Here is a 24,436-nt window from a genome sequence, read left to right on the forward strand (position 1 = left end):
ATAATAAGGCCCGAATTCAACTGCGAAGTGCGACACTCTCCAATATCAAGAAGCTAAAGCCATCTCCTCAAATATAATGGCTGCCTGCTTGAAGCCTAAACACTTTCTCGGACGGTAATTTATCCGCGATAAAGCGAACTCTATATCGATGTCCGTCACTGTCGTTAGATCGGTTCCTTTCTTCACATATTGCCTTAAAAGACCGTTCGCATTCTCATTAGCACCACGCTCCCAAGAACTGTACGGATGAGCAAAGTACACATCAGCCTTTAATTCTTTTGCGATGGTTTCATGACCTGCAAACTCTCGCCCGTTATCTGCCGTAATGGTATGGACATGTTTCTTATAGGGCTTCAGTAGCTCTATTGTCGCTTTGGTGACATCATCCGCTGACTTAGATGGCACTTTCTTTACCACGTAAAATCGAGTCTTACGCTCTAAAATAGTCACCATTGCACCTGTACCATGCTTACCTAGCACAGTGTCGATTTCCCAGTCACCAAACCGCTCCTTACTGTCAACGATGCTTGGTCTATCATCAATCGAAACGGCATTTTTTATCGCTGGAGCTTTCTCTTGTTTACCTCGGCGATACCGCTTATGACCTTGTCTCAAGTGACGATATAACTTACCGCCCAAGCGTTTATCTTGAGCAACAAAGCGATAGATCCACTCATGACTGACAGATGCACCAATTTTCGTTAATACATTAGAAATCTGCTCTGGACTCCAATCTGTTTCTAAAAGAAGGCGGATAAAATCGACACGTTCCTTTGGTATTCGGTATTTACGTGCTGTTTTGCGCTTTTTGGTAGACGACATCTGGGCTTCGTTAGGGCAATAATGCTCTCCCTTCCGACCGCGTTTAAGCTCACGGTATACCGTCGAGCGGTGGCACTGAACTGTTTTAGCTATTTCAGGAACCGAAATTCCCCGTTCCAAAAGAGCAGAAATCTGGTATCTTCTGCCTTCGGTCAACTGTTGATAATTCATGGTAGTACTGCTTGTTTCTTTGGCGAGAAGAGCGTACCACTTTCAGCAGTTGGCTTCCTCTTCTACATATTTCCATGAATGTCGCACTTATTATCTGAAATCGGGGGTAAAGTCTTGCCTTTTGCCTAACTAGCTGTGATGGACTTCATTTATCTTATACACAGTAGTCGATAAGAAAAGATGAGTCGACCATTACGGATTGAGTACGCAAGTGCTTTGTATCATGTTACGTCTAGAGGAAATGCCCGTGCGCTGATTTATCTAGTTAAACCGGAGAGCGGGCATTTTTTGATCTGATATAGCAGTTTTGGACACTGAGTTAAGTGAGTACAACTACTAACGAGGTGAACAATGACAACTAGAAAATTAGAATTATAAGCGCCCCACAAACCCCACATTTTAATCAGGCTTTGCCCACTCGATGATCACATCTCAAGTCCCAAAGGAGATGTGATATGAATAAAAGACATACCTACCAAGAATGGCTTTATCTTATTGAGCAATAAATTTAACAAGAACACCTACTGTTAAACGAGCAAGGTAACTTATCGACTGTCAAATCCCCCAGACGGTAGTGAGCATATATTGTCGTGGAACCGCTTAGGGATGCTGATTGGCGAAACGTTACCCGATGGCTCAACGACCCGTTACCGCCATGATATTTCTGGCCGAGTGATTTACGAGCAATCGTCTGTTGGTGGGGTTACCGAATACCAATGGGACAAAGCCGAGCGTTTGGTGTATCTCAAGCGCGCCAACGGCACGTCGAAATCCTATGAATACGACGAGCTAGGGCTGCTGAGCCAATGGCAACTCCCGGATACCAATGTCTTGTCTTATCAACGCGCCAAAGGCGGCGTGTTAAGAGCGATACATCTCAATGATGCCGTACTAACGCAACATATCTTCCAAAATGGCTTGGAAATGATGCGTAATCAAGGCGCGCTCAAAAGTCATTTTAACTATGACGACCAAGGCCGCCTCGTGAACCAATCGCAAATGGTGCAAGGGCGTGAAAAGCAGCGCCGCCAATATGCGTATGATGGGGCGGGCAACCTAACCCACATCGCGGATAAGCAGCGCGGCGACACGTTTTATGATTATGACCCACTGTCTCGGCTAACCGCGGTGCGGGGCAATTTGGATGAGCAGTTCACGCACGATGCGACAGGTAACCTCATACCGAATCACCTCAACCTGAAAAACAGTGAGCTATTTGAGCATGCGCCGGGCAACCAACTGACAATCCATGGCGATAGCCACTACGAATACGATGAATTTGGCCGGTTAATCAAAGAAAGCCGCGGCAAACAGCAAAGCTTAGTCACGCACTACGAATACGATTGCCAGCATCGCTTAATCAAGGCCACGATGCCTTTGGTCGCCGTATCGAAAAACGAGTGGTGGACAAAACCGGTGTGGAAACAATCACCGAGTTTTTATGGCAAGGCGATAATCTCATCGCGGAAATGACCAACAGCGAGGAGTATCAAAGCTATGTGTATGAGCCCGGCACCTTCCGCCCGTTGGCGCTGCTAGAAGGCGAAGGTCAAGATGCGAAGGTGTATCACTACCATCTTGACCAAATCGGCACGCCCTTAGATATTACCACCCCACAAGGCGACACGGTTTGGTCGGTACAATATCGCGCTTATGGTAATGTGTTTAAGAAAACCGTTGCGGAAATCGACAGCCCACTGCGCTTCCAGGGCCAGTATTTTGATGCGGAAACGGGGTTACATTACAACCGCCATCGGTACTATAATCCCCATGCAGGGCGTTTCATCACCATCGATCCCATTGGCCTTGCCGGTGGATTAAATAACTACCAATATGTGCCGAATCCGACGGGATGGGTGGATCCGCTGGGGTTGGCGAGAGAGGTCGGTAACTGTCCTGGCCATTCTGCTACTTCTGATGAAGGTATAGATTTGTCTGGTGAACCTAGTTTGCCCGATTTAAATAGTTATTCTACACCTTATCAACCTTTAAGTGCATCACAACGCAAGGTAATAAAGAATAAGATTGAACAACGGACCGTTTCTCAACGAGAATATCAGCATTATGATTGGGATAGACGTTTTAGTAACAGGCGTAATCGTGGTGTTGATAGATTTTGGAGATCAGAAAAGAAAAGACTTAAAAACGGTCAACCGGGAACTAGGAAGTGGGATGAGGCTCAAACAGAAGCTATATTAAATGGCAAAAAACCTAAATTTGAGGGTAATACAATGGAAGCGCACCATCGATATAATGCTTTATCTTATCCTCATCTAGCGGATAATCCTCTGAATTTGTATCCGGCAACAAAATATGAGCATTTATATCGTTGGCACGGTGGAAACTTTAGAAATGAAACGAGTGGGAAACCATTGAATGTTAATGTAAAGGAGGAGTTTTAATGTCTAAAATATCTATATCAGTTAGTAAGCCATTGGATAATATTGACGCTGCAAAATTTCTGCATAAGACTTTAGGTATGTCATTAGTCGCAGCTAAAAAGACATTAGGTTATGGTTATGAAGGTGTTTTCTTTACAGCAGAATTATTCTTAAACGATTACTCGGAAGTTGCAAAGAAAATTCGTAGTATTCTTAGATATTTTGATTCTATTGGTGTGGAGTTGTATATCGTTGAAATATCCTCAGAAGAAGATTGGGAAGGCAAGATTAATGATGATAATAGAATATCTAGAGAAGAACTGATAAATATACTGGATGAATCTGAAGATAAATATGAATAATTTTTATGCTCATCATTTCAATGAAGAGCATTTAGCATCTGGTCTGCCTGCTAGTCATGAGTCTATGAACAGTGATTGGAGGGATTAGAAAAAATAAGCGGACCACTGAGAATAATATAAGAGCGTGATCATAACTCTGTCTAAGCTAACTTTGGCTAAAATAGTTAATACTCCATCTCAGTTCCTAATCAAGTGGCTCTCCAGTTGAGACAATGCTTTAATCCAGTTCTGGGTGGGCATTGTCTATTTCTTAGAAGCGTTCAATATCTCATCGTATAATCGTTTTAGTAAACAGTCACTCTTCATGCTATTAGATAGCGGGTTACACCACGCTGTATACCTATCATATTGATTATCTCCCGAACGGGTTAGTGAGCAAAGAAACCACGTTTGACGGCCGAAGCCTTGCGTACACCTATGACTTAAACGGTAAGCTCTTAAGTAAAGTGGAAACCGGCACCAGTGGCACTGAGCTTGAAACCACCTTTGAGCGTGATGCGCTCGGTCGGTTGCTGGTAAAAACGCTGCCGGATGGTTCAAAAATAGCATATCAATACGATGCTAACGGTAACCTCACTTCGGTCGATGACGGTGAAACGCCGTTAGCGTGGCGTTATGACATCATGGACCGTGTGATTGAATCGCACGCCGGTTGGTCATCGCAATACTATGAATACGATGCGCTAGGGCTACTGAGCCAATGGCAACTGCCGGATACCAATGTCTTGTCTTATCAGCGGGCCAAAGGCGGCGTGTTAAGAGCGATACATCTTAATGATAAGGTACTAACGCAGCATATTTTCCAAAATGGCTTGGAAATGATGCGTAATCAAGGCGCGCTCAAAAGTCATTTTAACTATGACGACCAAGGTCGCCTCGTGAACCAATCGCAAATGGTGCAAGGGCGTGAAAAGCAGCGCCGCCAATATGCGTATGATGGGGCGGGCAACCTAACGCACATCGCCGATAAGCAGCGCGGCGACACGTTTTATGATTACGACCCTCTGTCTCGGCTAACCGCGGTGCGGGGCAATTTGGATGAGCAGTTCACGCATGATGCGACAGGTAACCTCATACCCAATCACCTCAATCTGAAAAACAGTGAGCTATTTGAGCATGCGCCGGGCAACCAACTGAAAATTAATGGCGATAGCCATTACGAATACGATGAGTTTGGCCGGTTAATCAAAGAAAGCCGCGGCAAACAGCAAAGCTTAGTCACGCACTACGAATACTATTGCCAGCATCGCTTAATCAAGGTCACCATGCCCGATGGTAGCCAAGCGCATTACCGCTACGACGCCTTTGGTCGCCGTATTGAAAAACGAGTGATGGACAAAACCGGTGTGGAAACCACCATCGAGTTTTTATGGCAAGGCGATAATCTCATCGCGGAAATGACCAACAGCGAGCAGTATCAAAGCTATGTGTATGAGCCCGGTACCTTCCGCCCGCTCGCTTTATTGAAAGGCGAAGGTATAGAAGCAGAGGTTTATCACTACCACCTAGACCAAATCGGTACGCCTTTAGATATTACCACCCCACAAGGTGACACGGTTTGGTCGGTACAATATCGCGCTTATGGGAATGTGTTTAAGAAAACCGTTGCGAAAATCGACAGCCCACTGCGCTTCCAAGGTCAGTATTTTGATGCGGAGACGGGGTTACATTACAACCGTCACCGGTATTATAATCCGAGTGCAGGGCGTTTCATCACCATCGACCCCATTGGCCTTGCCGGTGGTTTGAATAACTACCAATATGTGCCGAATCCGACGGGGTGGGTGGATCCGTTGGGGTTGCATGATATTCCTGGTAAGGGACCGTGTAAAAAAAATGATAGTCCCCAAGTTACTAATTCAAGTCAAAGTACTCCACCAGAATCATCTTTAACTGAGGAGGACTATAAGAAGAGAGTTGAGCTTTTGGAGAATTTATATGGTACTGATAATGTCACTCTCTAGACAAGCATGGAGCTCAAACCGGAATTCAATCACAGTATAAAAGGGTTCAAGATATAAATTATCCAAACCCCACCACCGGAGAACCTGGACTTCCAACAAAAAAGGCTAGTATGTTTTTAACTCATAAGGACCATTATCAGACATTGAGACGCGCTATTCTTGAGAAGAAAAAAAACAAGTCTAGAAATGAAATACCAGTTCAATTTGATAGACAAATAGGGCTAAGTATTAAAAACCAAGGAACTCATGCCAATAGAGGTCCTTTTACTGAATCACAAACTAACAAAGCGGTTGTTAGATTTGATCCTAATAGTGGTAAATTTTTTACCGCATATCCTGAATAGGTAGGTTGTTATGATAAATAAAGTTAATTTTGAAGATGTTTCGGGCTTTTCTTTACCTGAAAGTCTAATGGGTTTTTATGAAAAAAATAATGGAAAATTACCTGCTACTTTTAAGTTCAAAAAGGTTGGTTTCATTCTGGAATTACAGTATTTTTTAGATATATATGATGTCAATAATTATGATGATAAAACTGGACTTATATCTTTTGCTGTAACGTCTGATGGAAATGAGCTATTGGTTAGCTCGAAAAATGAAAGTTCAGATATTTTTCAGAAAGAATGTGGTGAAATAGATAAGATAGGAATCTTAATGGATGATTTAGTGACAGCTGAAAAATTTTAATTTCCTGATGTCAACTTAAAACAAAAATAATGGGGTCAAGTTAGCTGGCTGAGATGGACTAGATTTATCCCGATTTCAGATAATAAGTGCGACATTCATGGAAAGCGTAGAAGAAGAAGCCAACTGCTGAAAGTGGTACGCTCTTCTCGCCAAAGAAACAAGCAGTACTACCATGAATTATCAGCAGTTGACCGAAGGCAGAAGATACCAGATTTCTGCTCTTTTGGAACGGGGAATTTCGGTTCCTGAAATAGCTAAAACAGTTCAGTGCCACCGCTCGACGGTATACCGTGAGCTTAAACGCGGTCGGAAGGGAGAGCATTATTGCCCTAACGAAGCCCAGATGTCGTCTACCAAAAAGCGCAAAACAGCACGTAAATACCGAATACCAAAGGAACGTGTCGATTTTATCCGCCTTCTTTTAGAAACAGATTGGAGTCCAGAGCAGATTTCTAATGTATTAACGAAAATTGGTGCATCTGTCAGTCATGAGTGGATCTATCGCTTTGTTGCTCAAGATAAACGCTTGGGCGGTAAGTTATATCGTCACTTGAGACAAGGTCATAAGCGGTATCGCCGAGGTAAACAAGAGAAAGCTCCAGCGATAAAAAATGCCGTTTCGATTGATGATAGACCAAGCATCGTTGACAGTAAGGAGCGGTTTGGTGACTGGGAAATCGACACTGTGCTAGGTAAGCATGGTACAGGTGCAATGGTGACTATTTTAGAGCGTAAGACTCGATTTTACGTGGTAAAGAAAGTGCCATCTAAGTCAGCGGATGATGTCACCAAAGCGACAATAGAGCTACTGAAGCCCTATAAGAAACATGTCCATACCATTACGGCAGATAACGGGCGAGAGTTTGCAGGTCATGAAACCATCGCAAAAGAATTAAAGGCTGATGTGTACTTTGCTCATCCGTACAGTTCTTGGGAGCGTGGTGCTAATGAGAATGCGAACGGTCTTTTAAGGCAATATGTGAAGAAAGGAACCGATCTAACGACAGTGACGGACATCGATATAGAGTTCGCTTTATCGCGGATAAATTACCGTCCGAGAAAGTGTTTAGGCTTCAAGCAGGCAGCCATTATATTTGAGGAGATGGCTTTAGCTTCTTGATATTGGAGAGTGTCGCACTTCGCAGTTGAATTCGGGCATAATTGGCTGTTTGAGTTTTAACCCACCAATCGTCATACTTAAGACTCTTGAACTGTTTAAAGGAAGTGTAATCCTCATCTACTCTGTATGTTACCGTTCTAGAAAGGTATTGGTTATAACATTTTTGTAGATTTACCTTCTACGATTCTTGCGACTAAACGAGTCGGGTATGTGACGTCCACCAAAGGTAAATCCCAAGGGTCACTGGAATTAAAGTCCGCACAAGATGTATTAAATAAACCCGTGACCATTAATGAACTGACAGTGAGCGCATCATGATTTCCAATGAAGAAATAAAACAACGGCAAGCACAGCTAGATAGCGAAGAGGTTATCTTTGAATGGGAAGCGATGTATCCTGCTATTGTTGGTAAAAATGGGAAGTTAATAAGATTTTGTATTGGTGCTTTGCCCATGTTAATTGTAGGAATGTTATTGACTTGGCTTGTTATAGTGGAAGACGCCTATATTATGTTGTTTCCCATATATTCGGCATTAATATTAGCCTTTTATTTTGTCTACTGTCTTCAATTATCTGATAATAGATGTCGTTATCAATTAACCAAAAAAGGGGTTATTACCTATACACAGCAAAATATCCCAGAATCAGTATATGGCTTTTTTAGAGGATTTGCTTGGTTTGGAATGGGAGTCTGTGTTGTCGCAGCGGTTGTAGTTGGCCCAGCGGTATTTGTTGGGGCAGGAGCATTTGCATTGATGTCGCCCGAATTCAACTGCGAAGTGCGACACTCTCCAATATCAAGAAGCTAAAGCCATCTCCTCAAATATAATGGCTGCCTGCTTGAAGCCTAAACACTTTCTCGGACGGTAATTTATCCGCGATAAAGCGAACTCTATATCGATGTCCGTCACTGTCGTTAGATCGGTTCCTTTCTTCACATATTGCCTTAAAAGACCGTTCGCATTCTCATTAGCACCACGCTCCCAAGAACTGTACGGATGAGCAAAGTACACATCAGCCTTTAATTCTTTTGCGATGGTTTCATGACCTGCAAACTCTCGCCCGTTATCTGCCGTAATGGTATGGACATGTTTCTTATAGGGCTTCAGTAGCTCTATTGTCGCTTTGGTGACATCATCCGCTGACTTAGATGGCACTTTCTTTACCACGTAAAATCGAGTCTTACGCTCTAAAATAGTCACCATTGCACCTGTACCATGCTTACCTAGCACAGTGTCGATTTCCCAGTCACCAAACCGCTCCTTACTGTCAACGATGCTTGGTCTATCATCAATCGAAACGGCATTTTTTATCGCTGGAGCTTTCTCTTGTTTACCTCGGCGATACCGCTTATGACCTTGTCTCAAGTGACGATATAACTTACCGCCCAAGCGTTTATCTTGAGCAACAAAGCGATAGATCCACTCATGACTGACAGATGCACCAATTTTCGTTAATACATTAGAAATCTGCTCTGGACTCCAATCTGTTTCTAAAAGAAGGCGGATAAAATCGACACGTTCCTTTGGTATTCGGTATTTACGTGCTGTTTTGCGCTTTTTGGTAGACGACATCTGGGCTTCGTTAGGGCAATAATGCTCTCCCTTCCGACCGCGTTTAAGCTCACGGTATACCGTCGAGCGGTGGCACTGAACTGTTTTAGCTATTTCAGGAACCGAAATTCCCCGTTCCAAAAGAGCAGAAATCTGGTATCTTCTGCCTTCGGTCAACTGTTGATAATTCATGGTAGTACTGCTTGTTTCTTTGGCGAGAAGAGCGTACCACTTTCAGCAGTTGGCTTCCTCTTCTACATATTTCCATGAATGTCGCACTTATTATCTGAAATCGGGGGTATTGCTTATAACATTTTCCTAGATTTACCCTCTACGGTTCTTGCGACTAAACGAGTTGAATATGTGACATCCACGAAAGGTAAGTCCCAAGGATAATTATAAGTAAAATCGATGGGTTAGATGACGATACGTTGGTTGTCCATCGCTTTGAAGGGCATGAATCGTTATCAGAGAGTGTCTTCAAAGGGCAACCGTGCTACGGCTTTCACTATCGATTTGAATTAGCAAGCCGACAATCGACCATCACGCCACAGCAGGTGGTGGATAGAGCCGTGGATGTCACTGTGTTTCGTAATGACGAGGTGGTGCAGCGTATCAATGGCATTGTACGCCAGTTTACGCAAGGCGATATTGGTCATCGCTTTACCTATTATTCTTTAACGCTGGTCCCCACACTGGAACGGTTATCCTTACGTCAAAACAGCCGTATCTTTCAGCTCAAAACGGTCCCTGACATCTTGTCCACCTTGCTACAAGAAATGGGCATTAATGATTATGCCTTTAATTTGCAACGGACGTGTGCTCAGCGCGAGTTTTGTGTGCAATACCGGGAAACGGATTTAGCCTTTTTACATCGTCTCGCCGCCGAAGAGGGACTGGTGTATAACTTTACCCATAAGCAAGGCAAGCACACGTTAGTGTTTACCGATGCGAGCGCCAACCTGCCTTCACTCAGTGCGCCGGTTCCCTATAATGCGCTGGTAGGTGGCACCAATGATGAGCCGTATATTTCACAATTGAATGCCCATACTCGCAGCGAAGTCAGCAGCACGGCGTTGCAAGATTACAGTTTTAAAAAGCCAGCGTATCAATTTGCTCAGCAAGCGCGTGGGCAAAATATGGACTATCAATTGACCGATTACGAACATTTTGATTCGCCTGGTCGGTTCAAAGATGATGAATCCGGTAAAGCGTTTAACCAAATTCGTTTAGAGTACCTGCGCCGTGAAGCCAAAACTTTCCGCGGGAAAAGCAACCAAGCGGCGTTGCGAGCGGGGTATGGTTTCACGCTTTCTGAGCACCTTGATACGGCGATGAATGCCGATTATGTGCTGGTGGCGGTCACCCATCAAGGCACCCAGCCTCAAGCACTAGAAGAAGAAGGCGGCAGTGGCGCCACCACTTACTCAAACCAGTTTACGGCCATTCCCAGCACGGTGAATTGGCGTGCCACCCCGCAACCGAAACCGCTGGTGGATGGGCCAATGATGGCAATAGTCGTGGGTCCGAAAGGCGAGGAAATTTTCTGTGACGATTACGGGCGTGTGAAAGTGCATTTTCCATGGGACCGGTATTCGTCTGCCGATGAACATAGCTCATGCTGGGTACGCGTGTCACAAGGTTGGGCAGGCTCGCAATATGGCATGCTTGCCATTCCACGGATTGGCCACGAAGTGATTGTCTCGTTTTTAAATGGTGACCCCGATCAGCCGATCATCACCGGCCGTACTTATCATGCGACCAATACCGCACCTTATCCATTGCCAGATAATAAAACCAAAACCGTGATCCGCTCAGAGACCCATCAAGGGGAAGGGTTTAATGAACTGAGCTTTGAAGATCAAGCGGACAGCGAGCAAATTCATGTGCATGCGCAAAAAGACTATGAAGGGCTGATTGAAAACGATCATACACAGCTGATTCATAACGATAAACATCTCACCGTTGACCGCGATAGTTATAGCCAAGTCAAAAATAACCGTCATTTGACGATCCGTGGCGAGAGCCGCACTAAAATTACCAAAAATCACAATGTAGATATAAAAGGCTCACTGCAACAAAAAGTCACGGACAAAACCATTGTGGATGCGGGTAGTGAGGTCCATCTCAAAGCCGGTAACAAGATTGTGTTAAACGGTGGGGATGAAATGACCCTCAAAGTGGGCGGTAGCTTTATCAAAATGGACGCAGCAGGGGTAACCGTGGTTGGCTCAGCCATCAATATCAACTCCGGTGGCAGCGCAGGCGCAGGCTCCGGATACGCAGGACTCGCCGCCTTACTGCCTAAAGCCTTAAAAGAAATCAAAGCTTTAGCCGCAGGCATCATGCCGAGTGCGGTAGCGTCTCAATCGGGAGCGAGTGAAGAAGTAAAAGCGGCCGAGGTACCACAAGAGAGCGTCGCTCAGTTGGATGAATTGGCGGTTGGCCAGCAAGTGGAAGCACTGAAAGGGAAAGCCTCTGTCGCAGAGAGTTGTAAGGCGAAATAATGGTAGTCACATTTCAATTAAGCGAACTAAAACCCTCATTTGCTGAGCACGATGTGAATACGCCAATGTATTTGTTTGTTGATGGCGGCCAAGTCGACAATCTTGTTACGTACTTGTATCAATTACCCGGTCATTTAGATATTGAGCCGATGTATTTGTATCCGCCTTATGATGCCTTAAAGGAAGTCTCTCCCTACATGGTGCGTGCAACGGCAGAGGTGAAGCAATGGTTTTTTAGTCTCAATGATATTACCGCGGGTTTCTTTTTTAGCTCAGATGAGCCTCTGGACAGTCTTCGAGATTATTATCGTCGTTTTATTCAAGTGCAGACACCGTATCACAGTGAGGTGATGCTAAAAATGGCCCATTCCGAAGTGGCTTGGGTACTATTGAGTCATGCGGATTCACCTTTTTGGGGCGCAATGCAAACGGCATGGTTGCCCACGCGTTTAGGGTGGCAGGTGCTGCATGCGCCTAAAAATCCCATCTCACTCGATAGCGAGACCATGTTTGTGCTTAATGATGAGGTATGGCAAGAGTTGGGGCGGATTTCCTGGCGTAATAATCTAGAAACGATCGCCGCGCATCTCGATCGTTACTTCCCTGAGGTTCGTGGTAAGCACCTTGATTTTGGGGGTTGGATTCATGACCATGCCACAATCGGGTATCAACAAGGTTTTACGACAGAACGTGATTTGTTGCAATACTTTAACGTGCTGGCGTGTGTGGGGGATAACCCCAAACACATTGAGAGGCGACACCCCAATATCTATACATTAATGACGAAACCATCGGCATCCACCCCTTCCCAACGAATAGAAAAAGCCGCAGAGATGGCATGGGCATATTACGAAACGTCAGTACAAGGCGAGGCAGGAGAACAATCCAATGGCTAATCCAGTTACAGAAAGTAAAAACAAAGGTCGTGATACTGACGCGAGCTCACCGTCAAAACGTTGCCCAGTGAGTGGCGAAGGTGTCGCGATTATCCCCGTCCGTTACGCGATTGATGATGTGGATGAGAACGGTCATCAGCTTAACCCATTGCCTGAAGAAGGCGATTGGCATGGTCCATTTGATTTAGAGCATGCCAAATATACGATGCGTCGCCTGCGTGATGGGTGGCTGTATGTGTATGATGAAGATGGCGAGACTTTCAATGAGTATCAAGTCGATGGGGCCAACCTGATTAAATATAATTGGGGTGCTGATGAAGCCAGCAAAGCGCCAGAAGAGCGTGGCAGTGCCGGCGAAAGTAAGGTGTATTTATCGTATCCGGCTAAGCATACGCTGTATCTCGGTTTTAGTTATCATCGTTGGACATGGCGCGTGTGTGAGCACATGCGCTCTCACGCATCAGATCGTAAAAAATGGATGCGCAAGCTGGATCTCAATAATTATTGTCACGGTCAATCCCTGTATCGCAATCATGCGGGGTATTATGAGGGATTGACTCAAGCGGTGGCGGATATCGATAATGGGGGCAGCCTACTTTATAAAGACATGTTTACGACCACCTGCACTCCGCTTAAACAAACCGAACCATCCCAACCGGAACCGGAAGAATTAGGCTTAGGCTGGCTACATGGCTTAAATGTATCCGATGACGAATTCATGAAAATGAATGGCATTGACGATAAGCCTGTTACATTGCCATTTCCAGCCACACCTGAAAAAGAAGCGCTTGAGAAGCGCGTGAACGACACGCCTTTAGTGAAAGTCAAACCCAGAGCGACGATAAACGAGTATACGCTGCCTGATAAAACCGCAGGGTTGTTTATAGCCCTCGATGATCCGCTAGCCGATTTGTGTGATTTAACCGCGCAATTAGCACTCTCATGGGCGGAAAAAGAGCAGGTGGTCGGCAGTGAGCAAAAGACTCACAAAGTGCGCATGGCGGAAATCACGCGGAAAATCGCCGCGGTGCCGTTACCCGACACGCTGCACGATACCGATGAGCTCTCCGCTGCTGAGCTTTCTGAGCATTTGAAAAATGATCCAATTCTAGAGTTACGTTATGAGGAACGTTTAAATCAGCTACTCAAAACGGATTATGAGTTTAATCAGGAAGTCGAACGTATGCCGCGTGGTGGGATATTAGCGTTAAGTGATGACGATGCTGAATCTATGGTTAGACGTAACTATCCCAATTTCGATAACAATATTCAGCAATTAAAAAGCCAATGTGGGATTGACATTAATGAAGCGCTTCGTGAGCAATATTGTAAGCTCAAAGAGAGTGAAATTCCCGAGCAAGCTCGTTTATTTGATGAAGATGGCGAGCAGGGCCTATATTCGTTCCTATTGGATTTTTATCAGCAAACGCAAGGGAAAAATGAAGTCATTACCCAGCGCTTTAATGAAGTGGAAGCCGCCGTTCGTCAGTTGAGTAAGAATCCACTTGCCCTGGGGTTAGATAATCAACACAGTTTTGATCAGGCGTATTTTCTCTCGATTGCCAGCCAAGTCGTAATGATGCTCAAAAATACGGCGATAGATGAGGCATTGACGCAGCGGTTTGTCGGTTTACTGTCATTGAGTCACCCTGATAATCTAGTGAGTTTAGCGCCATTCGCTTTATCAAAAGAGGTATGGCAAGCACTGGAGGCAGCAAATCCAATTAATGAACAAAATATCAGCGCGGCCTCGTTGGGCTCGGCGGGAGATTGGGGGAATGTATTAGGACGGATTTCAGAATCGCAAGCGTTTATCTATGACACCCGGCTGGATGATCAGCAGTGGTATCAAGCGTTAGTGCTCCCGGTGAGAAAGTCGATAGAGTCCTTCAAAACGGTGTATCAAAGTCACGCAAGTGGTTATTTCAGTGCCATGATGGATAACCTGATGTACCTGAAGTCCACAACCAGCAGTAATCCTAATGTGAACGCATTACATTCCCTGACCAGTGCTTTTCGAATGATGTTGATGCATAAGCTCGGCGGAGGTAAAAAGGCATCCATTAAAGCCAATAACAATTTTAAAGCTGAGCTTAAACAGTATCAGCGTAGAGTATTAGAGTATCAAAACCGACTCATAAACTTTAACAATAGCCTTGCTCGCGGTGGCATGGCGGTTAATGATAAGCACATTGCCAAAGAACGTCAGGCGTTTGAAGCCGAGAAGGTGCAACTTGAACTCGATAAGCCCGAGTTTGTCACGCTTGCCAATCAAGAGTTGCGCAGCCAAGTGCACACGATCAAAGAGCAGGTTCTAAAGAACATTAATCAGAGCAAAGAGGCGTGGAAATACCTGGGTGGTTTAGGCAGTTTGATTGCGGTACTCAACGTGATTAACCTCAATTCGGTGACCCAAGCCTATGAGTTTAAAAACAACGAGAATGACAGTTTTGATGCCGCCGATCGAGAGCTGATTTCCACTTGGGCTTGGACCGCCAATGCGGTGATTTCGGTGTTTCGTGATAAATCTTGGTCTCAAGTTATGATCAATGGATGGGAGAAAAATGACTTTTCTTATGTGGCTCAAAGAGGCGGTAAAGCACTCGCGAATAAATTAATCATGAGAACGCTAGCAGCCGGTGTTTTAGGCGCGGTTGCCGCCGCGCTGGAAGGCGCCAATTGCTGGGGTGAAATGTGGAGCCATAGCAATTCAGGTGCGGAAAAAGTACTTTATGGATTAAAGTTTACTGCTCTAGCCTTACAAGGGGGTATATCATTAGCACAAGCAGGGCTTTCACTTGCTATCCGAAGTGGTATGCAACTGAGTATTGGTGTAATGTTTGCACCTATATTTGTCACCGGTTTGTGGGTGGCGGGTATTGTATATTTACTCGCCACAGTACTTATTGCTGTCTTTACATTGCCGAAAATGGCGAAATGGTTACGGCAATCGACTTGGGGTGTGGATTATAATGATGAATGGAGCGTGGAAGAAGAAATCAAACGACTGGAAAATCTGATTTATCAGCCAAGTGTTTCGCTAGAAAAAGTCAATATTAAATACGTTGTGTCTGATCATCTTAGTATGGCTCAAGAGACCTATGACTGGGAATTAAAAATCGTTATGCCTAAAGTCTTTGAGGGGAGAACCATTGGCTTAAATATCAGTACTAAGTACATCGCGCCAACGAATAGGTATAAATTTGATTCTGATAAAGTTGCTCCAAAACTTGTGAATACTCAGGGGGAATGGTCTATTGATCGAGAAAGTGAACGACCTGTATATACCGTGGCGTTACTTAAACAGAATGATATTGCTTACAATATATTCTTGGATGTCCCTTCTAATATTCTGTCGACGGAAAAAATTGGTTATGTCATGTCTACACAAGGGAAAAACCAAGGACAACTTGAATTGAAATCCGCACAAGACGTATTACGTAAACCTGTGACCGTAAATGAACTGACAGTGAGCGCATCATGATTTCCAATGAAGAGATAAAACAACGACAAGCACAGCTCGATAGCGAAGAGATTATCTTTGAATGGGAAGCGATTTATCCTGCTATCATCGGGAAAAATAGTAAGCTAGCTAGGTTTTGTCTTGGTGCTTTGCCTATGTTAATCGTTGGCATATTATATACTTGGTTTGTAGTACTGAAAGAAGCTTATATAACATTGATCCCTATGTATGTAGGATTAACTCTAGCATGCTATTTTGTCTACTTTCTGCAATTGTCTGATAATAAATGTTGTTATCAATTAACCCAAAAAGGGGTCATTACCTATACACAGCAAAATATTCCGGAATCAGTTTATAGATTTTTTAGAGGGTTTGCTTGGTTTGGAATGGGAATTTGTGTTGTCGCAGCGGTTGTAGTTGGCCCAGCGGTATTTGTTGGGGCAGGAGCATTTGCATTGATGTCGTTCGCCTTTCGTGATTTTAAACCTAAAGTTGACAAAAGGAATTATCTATTTTGGGGTGAAGTGAAAATTTATGATATCTATGATGAACATAATATCATGTTTGTGAGTAGTGCTCCTATAAACTGCGGAGATACAAAGCTTTTTTATAATAATGAAGATACAAAAAATATTATAATAAACAATTTATATATGATATTAAAGCAGCCTGATTTTCTTAGAGTAAAAACGAGTAATGATGCGTATAATGATGAGTTTATGCAAAAAATGTTTAAATCTTATCGAGAACAAAATCCTATTAAATAGCATTAATTAGAATAAATCGATCATTAATATTCAATATCAAGCAGTCAAAATCATTGTTTAAAAACACCCGATTTCAGATAATAAGTGCGACATTCATGGAAATATGTAGAAGAGGCCCGATTTCAGATAATAAGTGCGACATTCATGGAAATATGTAGAAGAGGAAGCCAACTGCTGAAAGTGGTACGCTCTTCTCGCCAAAGAAACAAGCAGTACTACCATGAATTATCAACAGTTGACCGAAGGCAGAAGATACCAGATTTCTGCTCTTTTGGAACGGGGAATTTCGGTTCCTGAAATAGCTAAAACAGTTCAGTGCCACCGCTCGACGGTATACCGTGAGCTTAAACGCGGTCGGAAGGGAGAGCATTATTGCCCTAACGAAGCCCAGATGTCGTCTACCAAAAAGCGCAAAACAGCACGTAAATACCGAATACCAAAGGAACGTGTCGATTTTATCCGCCTTCTTTTAGAAACAGATTGGAGTCCAGAGCAGATTTCTAATGTATTAACGAAAATTGGTGCATCTGTCAGTCATGAGTGGATCTATCGCTTTGTTGCTCAAGATAAACGCTTGGGCGGTAAGTTATATCGTCACTTGAGACAAGGTCATAAGCGGTATCGCCGAGGTAAACAAGAGAAAGCTCCAGCGATAAAAAATGCCGTTTCGATTGATGATAGACCAAGCATCGTTGACAGTAAGGAGCGGTTTGGTGACTGGGAAATCGACACTGTGCTAGGTAAGCATGGTACAGGTGCAATGGTGACTATTTTAGAGCGTAAGACTCGATTTTACGTGGTAAAGAAAGTGCCATCTAAGTCAGCGGATGATGTCACCAAAGCGACAATAGAGCTACTGAAGCCCTATAAGAAACATGTCCATACCATTACGGCAGATAACGGGCGAGAGTTTGCAGGTCATGAAACCATCGCAAAAGAATTAAAGGCTGATGTGTACTTTGCTCATCCGTACAGTTCTTGGGAGCGTGGTGCTAATGAGAATGCGAACGGTCTTTTAAGGCAATATGTGAAGAAAGGAACCGATCTAACGACAGTGACGGACATCGATATAGAGTTCGCTTTATCGCGGATAAATTACCGTCCGAGAAAGTGTTTAGGCTTCAAGCAGGCAGCCATTATATTTGAGGAGATGGCTTTAGCTTCTTGATATTGGAGAGTGTCGCACTTCGCAGTTGAATTCGGGTTAATGCTTTGCAGTTGTTTGACAATAAAGAATAAGAAGGACCCGACGATCAGTAATGGATAGTTCATATCAGGACCAACCACGAAGCCGCCTGGAAATTTATCAATGATTTCTCCTGGACCGCCAACGACAAATAAAGCGACGACTGCACACGCGACTGAAATCACCGCGACAACGAGGGTTTGAATAAAGTCGGAGGCGACTACCCCCCATGCGCCACTGATTAAAGAGACTAAGAGTACCGCAGCCCCAGTTAAATAGATGGTCAGATTTATATCGGTATCGAAAACTGCAGACGCAAAGACGCCCAATCCATTTAACCAGACTCCAGCGTTTAATACGCTGAGTGGGATGATAACCCACGTAAAGAATTGCTCGTTACCGTTACCAAACCGACGTCGTACGCCTTCAGTCGGAGTGTCTACGCGTGTTTGCCTAAAACGTTTTGCGAAATAGAAGTACGCAAATGCATAGGCGACCATGTTACCAATGAACACGCCGAGAATTTCAAAGCCTGAGCTGAAAGCCTTACCAGCAGCCCCGGTAAATGTCCATGCGGAAAACTGGGTCATAAAAGCGGTTGCACCAACCATCCACCAAAGCATTTTCCCACCGCCCCGGAAGTAATCGCTCGTACTTTTACTCGCCATTTTTTTGAATAACACACTGATCATAATCATTAATGCAAAGTAACCAGCTATCACCAGATAGTCGTATTCCATAGTATTCTCCAAAACGATGTTTTAATTTTATCGAAGTATATTTTCGTTATTGATTTTCAACTGTGATTCAAATCGAAACATCGGTTCATTTATGTAAATGTATAAAGATATGTGACGGGTTTCACGGAAAGTTAGGGGATGATTCTATGAGGGAATGATGGATTCTTAGTGACTTTGGTTAGAGTATATCTGGTACTGTGGTACTGTTTGTGTCCATTTGGGGAAGGATTTTTGACCGGTGGAGTGATGGATGACTCGATTTATGAGTGCTGAGTTTTCATAGCAATAATATTTCAAATAAAAACAATGTATTATTTGTTATTTTTAGATGTATCTACTTTTATAGATAATCATGTATTTCAACGAGTTTATCGCTAGATCTGTCACCGGTATCGTCAGTGTTAGTGGGTAAATACATAGTATTGAATATGTGATTGGGTGTTTTCTCACGATTTAAATCTTTTACACTTCTTATATTTTTTAAAAATGAAATAATGTTTTATTTATGTCACATATTTATTTTTAATAAAAATATTGTTGTTTTTTGATCACAAAATTAAAATCATTATCTTTTTAATTTTTGAAATCGTCGTATTTTATTGATGTGATTTTTTTAAAATAAAACGGTATTTCAAAATGAATAATTTGATGTGTATCTCTACCTTGGCCTTGGCTATGGTCGCAACCACAGCACAGGCGTCATACATAAACCTCCGTCATGAATTTGTTCCTCGTTACGATGGTCAAGCTGCGCAGCAGGCAGATCGCGTAGCGGTAGGAAATCGTTTCTCTAATGGGGTTGGTTTTGAAATAGAAGCCAAATGGAAAAGCCAAAATGAGGATGCATTGGGCGAACAAACAGGTAATGGCAATCAGGCCAATGTGAGTTATCTGTACCACATTGATGACCAATGGAGTTTAAAACCTCAGTACAAGTGGGAATCGAAGTCTGATCGTGTTGGGCATCAGTTCAATTTAACCTTGGGTTATAAGGTCAATGATGATTGGAGTGTGTCGTTTCGGCATCGGTATCATTATGAGAATAAACAGCATACCGATGAGGGTTCAGATGCGACGAATAGCCACTATAACCGCTGGACATTTAGCGCAGGTTATAAAGGTATTGAGAACATAAAATTGACGATGGATGTTGATTACACCTTTAATCCGGATTCGTCCTCTCCACGTTGGAAAGACCGTCAATCTTGGTTCTCGGAGTGGAATATAAAAGGTGAGTACTCCGGATTTGATAGTCAGTGGGCGCCATTCATGGAGCTAGGTATTAAACCTTATAAGTCTGGAGATTACGTTTATCAAGGCGATACTACCCCTGACAAATGGCGTCCAAGAATCCGTATCGGCATGAAATACAGCTTCTAAACAACACTGACCATCAATCAAAAAGCGGACTTGCAGGGGATCGCAATCAGCTTTCGCATTATAGGAATCATTGCTATGAAAAAACTATCGATGATGATGTCGATGACCGCTGTACTATGTATGGTGGGATGCTCTCCACAATCTAGCGACAACGTTATGACGAATAGCCAAGCGTTAACATGGCAAGCAATAACATTTGGGCAATCGACGGATCGCAACTTTGGATCGACCATTTTACCCAATAAAGTCGGCCTCAACCAGGTCACGACACGTGGTCATAAGGTGCAACCCGGCCCGATTGCATCGCAGTTTACGATTGAAAGTCGGGGTGGAAAATTAGCAAACTCCCATGAAGGAGGCACGTTTTACTACACGCAACTGCCGGCGAATGTGAATTTTTCTTTATCTGCTACGGTTGTGTTGCATCAACTTGGCCCAGAGACTGGCGCCTTCCCTAATCGTCAAGAGGGTGCGGGTTTGATGGTACGAGATGTGATTGGTAAACCGAGGATGGATCCACAGCCACAAGGTCAGGAAGAGTTTCCTGCGGCCTCTAATATGGTGATGAACGTGATTCGAGCCAATGAAAAAGGCGATAACGGATTAGTGAATATTGACGGTAATTTTCGAGAGGGGATCTATCAACCATGGGGTACGGCGGGTAACCGAATGAGTCGAACGGAATATGTCAAAGGCGTCTCGTTTGGTGAGACACATCCATATCGCATGACATTGTCTCGTTCCGATGAAGGTTACACAGTCAGTTACTCGGATGGTCAACGCCGTCAAGTATTGCTCGTTAAAGGGGCCAATGCCAATATTGTCCAGATGCAAGAGAGCGAGCATCAGTATGTGGGTTTCTTTGCCGCGCGCAACGCCAAAATGACGGTGAGTGATGTTCATTTGATGCTTTCTGCTGCCAATACACCGAATGCGCCACGTTATCATGCCCAATTAGTTCGCCCAGTATTACAGCCTGCCTCCTCCGACCGTTCTGCAACAAAAAATTATATCTTTCAAGCTCGGGCCAATTACTCGGGAGTTTATCGATTGCAACAAGATGGGCACGAAGTGGCTCACACTCAACCGATCAAAGCTGGAGATATGTTTCGCTACCACGCCACATTGGAACAGCAAAAAACGCAATTTGACGTAGCATTTCAACCCATTGAAGGTCCAGACTTAAGTCCGTTAACATATCAGCAAACGGTGATAAAAGTCTCGATGGCCGAGCCTGAGACCATTGTGGTGAACCCAGATGGAACAGGCGGGCATTTAACGCTGCAACAAGCGATCAGTGTGTTACCCCCAGGTGGCAAGATTTTACTGCAAGACGGTGATTATCCTGCATTCACTATTCCTCTCAAAGCAAGCGGAACGTCAAATCACCGGAAAGTGTTGCAAGCTCAAGGTAAGCATGCGCGTATTCAAGGCCAATACATGCATGAGGCGAGTTATTGGAGCGTATCTCATCTGGAAGAGGATGGTGGACAGTTAATTGTTCATGGTAGTCACAATGAATTTGATCATATGCATACTCATAATGCGCCAGATACTGGTTTCCAAATCTCTTCTCCCAGTAATATTGGGCGTGCGTTATGGGCGAGCTACAATGTGGTGAAGGATAGCGAAAGCGACAACAATATGGATAAAGGGCAGATTAATGCTGATGGTTTTGCCGTTAAAATGCGTGTCGGTGATGGTAATGCATTAATTCGTTGTATCTCTCACCATAACATTGATGACGGTTATGACTTGTTTAATAAAGTGGAAGATGGTCCAAATGGTGCGGTGACCATCATTGACTCCGTGGCTTATATGAATGGACAAACCTTAACTGAGAAAGCGAGAGGAGGCACACGTGGTAACGGATTCAAGCTGGGTGGTGAAGGACTTCCTGTTGCTCATAGTGTAAAAAATAGTCTTGCGTTTCATAACCACATGGATGGATTTACGGATAACTTTAACCCGGGGGCGTTAACAGTCGAGCACAATCTCTCGATAGACAACAAACGGTTTAATTATTTATTTCGTAAAAGTCCTTATACCGCAAAGGTAAAACAAGGCACATTGACAGATAATCAGTCTTATCGATTCTATGTTCGCAGTCGGTATAGTGATGTGGTACATGGTCATACCCTACACAACAATCGGTTTATACAAAAAGAAGTCACTGTTGATGCTCAAGGCCGTCCTGTTACTGGGGCTTGGTTAGAACAACTCAAACACGCAGCTCGGGTGGATCAACATGCAAGGGTTCCAGGTCAGCAAGCCGTGCAAAACATCAGAGCACTACGCCTTCATTGATAAGAATGCCAATCTGGTAAAAGCCTCGCCCTCCTTAGGTGAGGCTTTTTTATACGTGGCTAATCATCGATTGTATTATTGGTGCCGCCAAATTAGGGTATGATACGTCTCTTTTTGATCACCATGAACAATGAGATGTCTTCATGAACTACCCACCTTGCCCACAATGTGAGTCGGACTATGTGTATGCCGATCTTGCGTATTTGATATGTCCAGAATGTTCTCATGAATGGAATCCAGATGAGACCATTGAAGAAGACATCCTCGTAGTAAAAGATGCAAACGGTACTCAATTAGCCGTGGGTGACAAAGTTACCATTGCCAAAGATCTGAAAGTCAAAGGCCGCTCACAAGTGCTTAAAATAGGGACTAAAGCGGTGATTCGACATATCGGTGACGGCAAAGATCATCAGCTCGATTGCAAAGTGGATGGGGCCGGAGACATGATGATCACCGCTCACTTTGTGAAAAAAGCGTAGTGTGACTTTACGCAAGAAAGCCCACCGCCAATTAAGGCGGTGGGCTTGAACCCTTGATACAGTACTTCCTCTGATAGTGGAGCGCGCTTTAAGCGATGATGTTTGCCACTTCCTTGACGAGCTTGGCCAGTTCATCCCATTGCTCATTTTCAATCAAGTCATTCGGAATCATCCAAGTTCCACCACAGGCAATCACATTAGGAAGTGTGAGGTAGCTTTTTACATTGCTTGGTTTAATGCCGCCAGTTGGCATAAACGTGACGGGATAAACGGCACTGAGCGCTTTTAACATATCGACGCCACCAGAGGCTTCCGCAGGAAAAAATTTCAAGGTGTTAAGGCCCATTTCCATAGCTTGCTCTACTAAGCTTGGGTTGTTCACTCCGGGAATGATGGTGATATGGCGTTGTTGGCAGTATTTGACTGTTGTGGGATTGAATCCGGGGCTCACAATCACGTCTGCGCCAGCTTGTATCGCGTCATCGACTTGCGCTGTTGTTAACACGGTGCCGGCTGCAATGAGCATATCAGGAAACGCTTCTCGGATGCGTTGAATGGATTCGATGGCCGCACTCGTGCGGAAGGTAATTTCGGCACACGGCAGTCCATTATCCATTAATACTTGTGCTAACTTCACGGCTTTGCTGGCATCTTGAATGGCGATAACCGGTACAACTTTTATATCACTCAGTTTCTGATTTAAATCACTCATTAGTTATGTCCTTGAATTTGAGGCATCAAGTCGCGTGCTATGACTGCGCCACGATGCTGAATCACGGTACCAGCAAGCTGGTGACCAAGTTGTGCGGCCGCGTATGGTGAGCCGCCGATGATACGCTTGGCAAGATAGCCGGCACTGAATGAGTCGCCAGCGGCTGTCGTATCGACGACATGCTCAATGGATTGAGCGGCCACGCTCTCCCTTTCTTGCTGAGCGATGATCATGCACGGCTTAGCACCACGCTTGATCACAATTTCTTGAATGCCACATTGCTGTGCGCGAGTAATGGCTTGCTCTTCGTGACTGTCTCCCCACAATGCGATCTCATCCTCAAAGGTCAAAAAGGCGAGATCTGTGAGTGCCATGAATGTTTTATAGACATGTTGTGCTTGCGTCTGTGACTCCCACAGCTTAGGGCGATAATTATTGTCAAAGGCAACCTTGACTCCGGATTGGTGACAGAGTGATAGCGCCTGATAGAGGATGTCCAAACAATCGGTGGGGAGTATTGCTAAGCTTATTCCACTGAGATATACCCAGTCGAACTGTGAGAATTCTTTGGCGAGATCGTTAACTGGGATATCACGCAGCCAGTATTTGGCGGCTGAATCATTGCGCCAATAATAAAAACTGCGCTCGCCATCCACTGCGGTTTCAATGGCGTACATCCCCGGTAGTTTTGAGTTTGAAATCCGTACGTGCGTCGTATCGATCGCTTCTTCCTGCCAGGATCTCAACATCGCTTGACTAAAAGGGTCGCGCCCCAATCCTGTAAAATAGGCGGTCTCGATACCGTATTGGCTCGTCAGTCTCGAAAGATAGACCGCGGTATTGAGGGTATCCCCACCAAAACCGGATTTATATAAGTCACCTGCTTGTTGTAGCTCTACCATGCATTCGCCGACAATGGCGATATTCGTTGATTTCATG

The 24,436-nt window shown here is 44.2% G+C and carries 20 protein-coding genes and 1 pseudogene; 16 read left to right on the forward strand and 5 right to left on the reverse strand.

What is annotated here, in order from left to right; translation table 11 throughout:
* Positions 1–45 precede the first annotated feature (45 nt).
* The gene (locus EAE30_RS04070) at positions 46–993 is read right to left on the reverse strand and encodes an IS30 family transposase (protein ID WP_123014135.1); all 948 of its coding nucleotides are present in this window, start codon (positions 991–993) and stop codon (positions 46–48) included.
* Positions 994–1,578: 585 nt separating this feature from the next.
* On the opposite strand from EAE30_RS04070, the gene EAE30_RS18980 reads away from it, so the two are divergent.
* The 8 genes from EAE30_RS18980 to EAE30_RS04105 all read left to right on the forward strand — a co-directional run bounded on the left by EAE30_RS18980 (position 1,579) and on the right by EAE30_RS04105 (position 8,316).
* Positions 1,579–2,466 carry a hypothetical protein gene (locus tag EAE30_RS18980; RefSeq protein WP_241967536.1) on the forward strand — a complete coding sequence of 296 codons (888 nt, stop codon included), beginning with the start codon at positions 1,579–1,581 and terminating at the stop codon, positions 2,464–2,466.
* Positions 2,412–3,395, forward strand: a complete 984-nt coding sequence (locus EAE30_RS18985; RefSeq protein ID WP_241967537.1) for an RHS repeat-associated core domain-containing protein — start codon at positions 2,412–2,414, stop codon at positions 3,393–3,395. The genes EAE30_RS18980 and EAE30_RS18985 overlap by 55 nt, the downstream gene beginning before the upstream one ends.
* On the forward strand, positions 3,395–3,736 hold the full coding sequence (locus EAE30_RS04080; RefSeq protein WP_123014795.1) for a hypothetical protein: 342 nt from the start codon (positions 3,395–3,397) through the stop codon (positions 3,734–3,736). The genes EAE30_RS18985 and EAE30_RS04080 overlap by 1 nt, the downstream gene beginning before the upstream one ends.
* Positions 3,737–4,107: 371 nt before the next feature.
* Complete coding sequence (locus EAE30_RS04085) at positions 4,108–5,700, forward strand: RHS repeat-associated core domain-containing protein (RefSeq protein WP_241967538.1); 1,593 nt, start codon at positions 4,108–4,110, stop codon at positions 5,698–5,700.
* Between the two features lie 110 nt (positions 5,701–5,810).
* Positions 5,811–6,044, forward strand: a complete 234-nt coding sequence (locus EAE30_RS04090) for a hypothetical protein (RefSeq protein ID WP_123014797.1) — start codon at positions 5,811–5,813, stop codon at positions 6,042–6,044.
* 10 nt (positions 6,045–6,054) lie between these two features.
* The gene (locus EAE30_RS04095; protein ID WP_123014798.1) at positions 6,055–6,387 is read left to right on the forward strand and encodes a hypothetical protein; all 333 of its coding nucleotides are present in this window, start codon (positions 6,055–6,057) and stop codon (positions 6,385–6,387) included.
* A gap of 172 nt (positions 6,388–6,559) precedes the next feature.
* On the forward strand, positions 6,560–7,507 hold the full coding sequence (locus tag EAE30_RS04100; RefSeq protein ID WP_123014135.1) for an IS30 family transposase: 948 nt from the start codon (positions 6,560–6,562) through the stop codon (positions 7,505–7,507).
* Between the two features lie 314 nt (positions 7,508–7,821).
* Positions 7,822–8,316 (forward strand): hypothetical protein, encoded by a 495-nt coding sequence (locus tag EAE30_RS04105; protein ID WP_123014799.1) that lies wholly within the window; start codon positions 7,822–7,824, stop codon positions 8,314–8,316.
* Here EAE30_RS04105 and EAE30_RS04110 read toward each other — a convergent pair.
* On the reverse strand, positions 8,305–9,252 hold the full coding sequence (locus EAE30_RS04110; RefSeq protein WP_123014135.1) for an IS30 family transposase: 948 nt from the start codon (positions 9,250–9,252) through the stop codon (positions 8,305–8,307). The genes EAE30_RS04105 and EAE30_RS04110 overlap by 12 nt on opposite strands.
* A 200-nt stretch (positions 9,253–9,452) precedes the next feature.
* Between EAE30_RS04110 and EAE30_RS04115 the strand changes: the two genes are divergently transcribed.
* The 5 genes from EAE30_RS04115 (at position 9,453) to EAE30_RS04135 (ending at position 17,861) form a co-directional block, all read left to right on the forward strand.
* Entirely contained in the window at positions 9,453–11,567 is a 2,115-nt protein-coding gene (locus EAE30_RS04115) for a type VI secretion system Vgr family protein (protein WP_199287049.1), read from the forward strand.
* The gene (locus EAE30_RS04120; protein ID WP_241967539.1) at positions 11,567–12,463 is read left to right on the forward strand and encodes a DUF4123 domain-containing protein; all 897 of its coding nucleotides are present in this window, start codon (positions 11,567–11,569) and stop codon (positions 12,461–12,463) included. The genes EAE30_RS04115 and EAE30_RS04120 overlap by 1 nt, the downstream gene beginning before the upstream one ends.
* Entirely contained in the window at positions 12,456–15,947 is a 3,492-nt protein-coding gene (locus tag EAE30_RS04125; protein WP_123014801.1) for a T6SS effector BTH_I2691 family protein, read from the forward strand. The genes EAE30_RS04120 and EAE30_RS04125 overlap by 8 nt, the downstream gene beginning before the upstream one ends.
* Entirely contained in the window at positions 15,944–16,693 is a 750-nt protein-coding gene (locus EAE30_RS04130; RefSeq protein WP_123014802.1) for a hypothetical protein, read from the forward strand. The genes EAE30_RS04125 and EAE30_RS04130 overlap by 4 nt, the downstream gene beginning before the upstream one ends.
* Positions 16,694–16,913: 220 nt before the next feature.
* Positions 16,914–17,861: an IS30 family transposase gene (locus EAE30_RS04135; RefSeq protein WP_123014135.1), complete on the forward strand. Its 948-nt coding sequence runs from the start codon at positions 16,914–16,916 to the stop codon at positions 17,859–17,861.
* Positions 17,862–17,896: 35 nt separating this feature from the next.
* On the opposite strand, the pseudogene EAE30_RS04140 reads toward EAE30_RS04135, so the two are convergent.
* A pseudogene (locus EAE30_RS04140) lies at positions 17,897–18,619 on the reverse strand (sodium:solute symporter family transporter); the annotation flags it as partial.
* Between the two features lie 636 nt (positions 18,620–19,255).
* Here EAE30_RS04140 and EAE30_RS04145 point away from each other — a divergent pair.
* The 3 genes from EAE30_RS04145 (at position 19,256) to EAE30_RS04155 (ending at position 22,785) form a co-directional block, all read left to right on the forward strand.
* A complete protein-coding gene (locus EAE30_RS04145) occupies positions 19,256–19,999 on the forward strand; it encodes an oligogalacturonate-specific porin KdgM family protein (RefSeq protein WP_123014803.1) in 744 nt (247 codons plus the stop codon).
* A 75-nt stretch (positions 20,000–20,074) separates the two neighbouring features.
* Positions 20,075–22,306 carry a right-handed parallel beta-helix repeat-containing protein gene (locus tag EAE30_RS04150; RefSeq protein ID WP_241967541.1) on the forward strand — a complete coding sequence of 744 codons (2,232 nt, stop codon included), beginning with the start codon at positions 20,075–20,077 and terminating at the stop codon, positions 22,304–22,306.
* Positions 22,307–22,449: 143 nt separating this feature from the next.
* Positions 22,450–22,785, forward strand: coding sequence for a zinc ribbon domain-containing protein YjdM (locus EAE30_RS04155; protein ID WP_123014804.1), 336 nt, complete (start codon positions 22,450–22,452; stop codon positions 22,783–22,785).
* Between the two features lie 88 nt (positions 22,786–22,873).
* Here the strand turns inward: EAE30_RS04155 and EAE30_RS04160 are convergent, their stop codons facing one another.
* A complete protein-coding gene (locus EAE30_RS04160; RefSeq protein ID WP_123014805.1) occupies positions 22,874–23,497 on the reverse strand; it encodes a bifunctional 4-hydroxy-2-oxoglutarate aldolase/2-dehydro-3-deoxy-phosphogluconate aldolase in 624 nt (207 codons plus the stop codon).
* A complete protein-coding gene (kdgK, locus tag EAE30_RS04165) occupies positions 23,497–24,435 on the reverse strand; it encodes a 2-dehydro-3-deoxygluconokinase (protein WP_123014806.1) in 939 nt (312 codons plus the stop codon). The genes EAE30_RS04160 and kdgK overlap by 1 nt, the downstream gene beginning before the upstream one ends.
* Position 24,436 lies beyond the last annotated feature (1 nt).

The sequence above is a fragment of the Vibrio zhugei genome, assembly GCF_003716875.1.
Classification (GTDB): Bacteria; Pseudomonadota; Gammaproteobacteria; order Enterobacterales; family Vibrionaceae; genus Vibrio; species Vibrio zhugei.

What these genes read in the sequence shown, in the direction of transcription:
- EAE30_RS04090 (WP_123014797.1), top strand. Translation starts at nt 5,811, where the DNA reads ATGTTTTTAACTCATAAGGACCATTATCAGACATTGAGACGCGCTATT.
- EAE30_RS04135 (WP_123014135.1), top strand. Translation starts at nt 16,914, where the DNA reads ATGAATTATCAACAGTTGACCGAAGGCAGAAGATACCAGATTTCTGCT.
- EAE30_RS04105 (WP_123014799.1), top strand. Translation starts at nt 7,822, where the DNA reads ATGATTTCCAATGAAGAAATAAAACAACGGCAAGCACAGCTAGATAGC.
- EAE30_RS04120 (WP_241967539.1), top strand. Translation starts at nt 11,567, where the DNA reads ATGGTAGTCACATTTCAATTAAGCGAACTAAAACCCTCATTTGCTGAG.
- EAE30_RS04070 (WP_123014135.1), bottom strand. Translation starts at nt 993, where the DNA reads ATGAATTATCAACAGTTGACCGAAGGCAGAAGATACCAGATTTCTGCT.
- kdgK (WP_123014806.1), bottom strand. Translation starts at nt 24,435, where the DNA reads ATGAAATCAACGAATATCGCCATTGTCGGCGAATGCATGGTAGAGCTA.
- EAE30_RS04130 (WP_123014802.1), top strand. Translation starts at nt 15,944, where the DNA reads ATGATTTCCAATGAAGAGATAAAACAACGACAAGCACAGCTCGATAGC.
- EAE30_RS04125 (WP_123014801.1), top strand. Translation starts at nt 12,456, where the DNA reads ATGGCTAATCCAGTTACAGAAAGTAAAAACAAAGGTCGTGATACTGAC.
- EAE30_RS04095 (WP_123014798.1), top strand. Translation starts at nt 6,055, where the DNA reads ATGATAAATAAAGTTAATTTTGAAGATGTTTCGGGCTTTTCTTTACCT.
- EAE30_RS04155 (WP_123014804.1), top strand. Translation starts at nt 22,450, where the DNA reads ATGAACTACCCACCTTGCCCACAATGTGAGTCGGACTATGTGTATGCC.
- EAE30_RS04110 (WP_123014135.1), bottom strand. Translation starts at nt 9,252, where the DNA reads ATGAATTATCAACAGTTGACCGAAGGCAGAAGATACCAGATTTCTGCT.
- EAE30_RS04100 (WP_123014135.1), top strand. Translation starts at nt 6,560, where the DNA reads ATGAATTATCAGCAGTTGACCGAAGGCAGAAGATACCAGATTTCTGCT.
- EAE30_RS04150 (WP_241967541.1), top strand. Translation starts at nt 20,075, where the DNA reads ATGAAAAAACTATCGATGATGATGTCGATGACCGCTGTACTATGTATG.
- EAE30_RS04160 (WP_123014805.1), bottom strand. Translation starts at nt 23,497, where the DNA reads ATGAGTGATTTAAATCAGAAACTGAGTGATATAAAAGTTGTACCGGTT.
- EAE30_RS04145 (WP_123014803.1), top strand. Translation starts at nt 19,256, where the DNA reads ATGAATAATTTGATGTGTATCTCTACCTTGGCCTTGGCTATGGTCGCA.
- EAE30_RS04080 (WP_123014795.1), top strand. Translation starts at nt 3,395, where the DNA reads ATGTCTAAAATATCTATATCAGTTAGTAAGCCATTGGATAATATTGAC.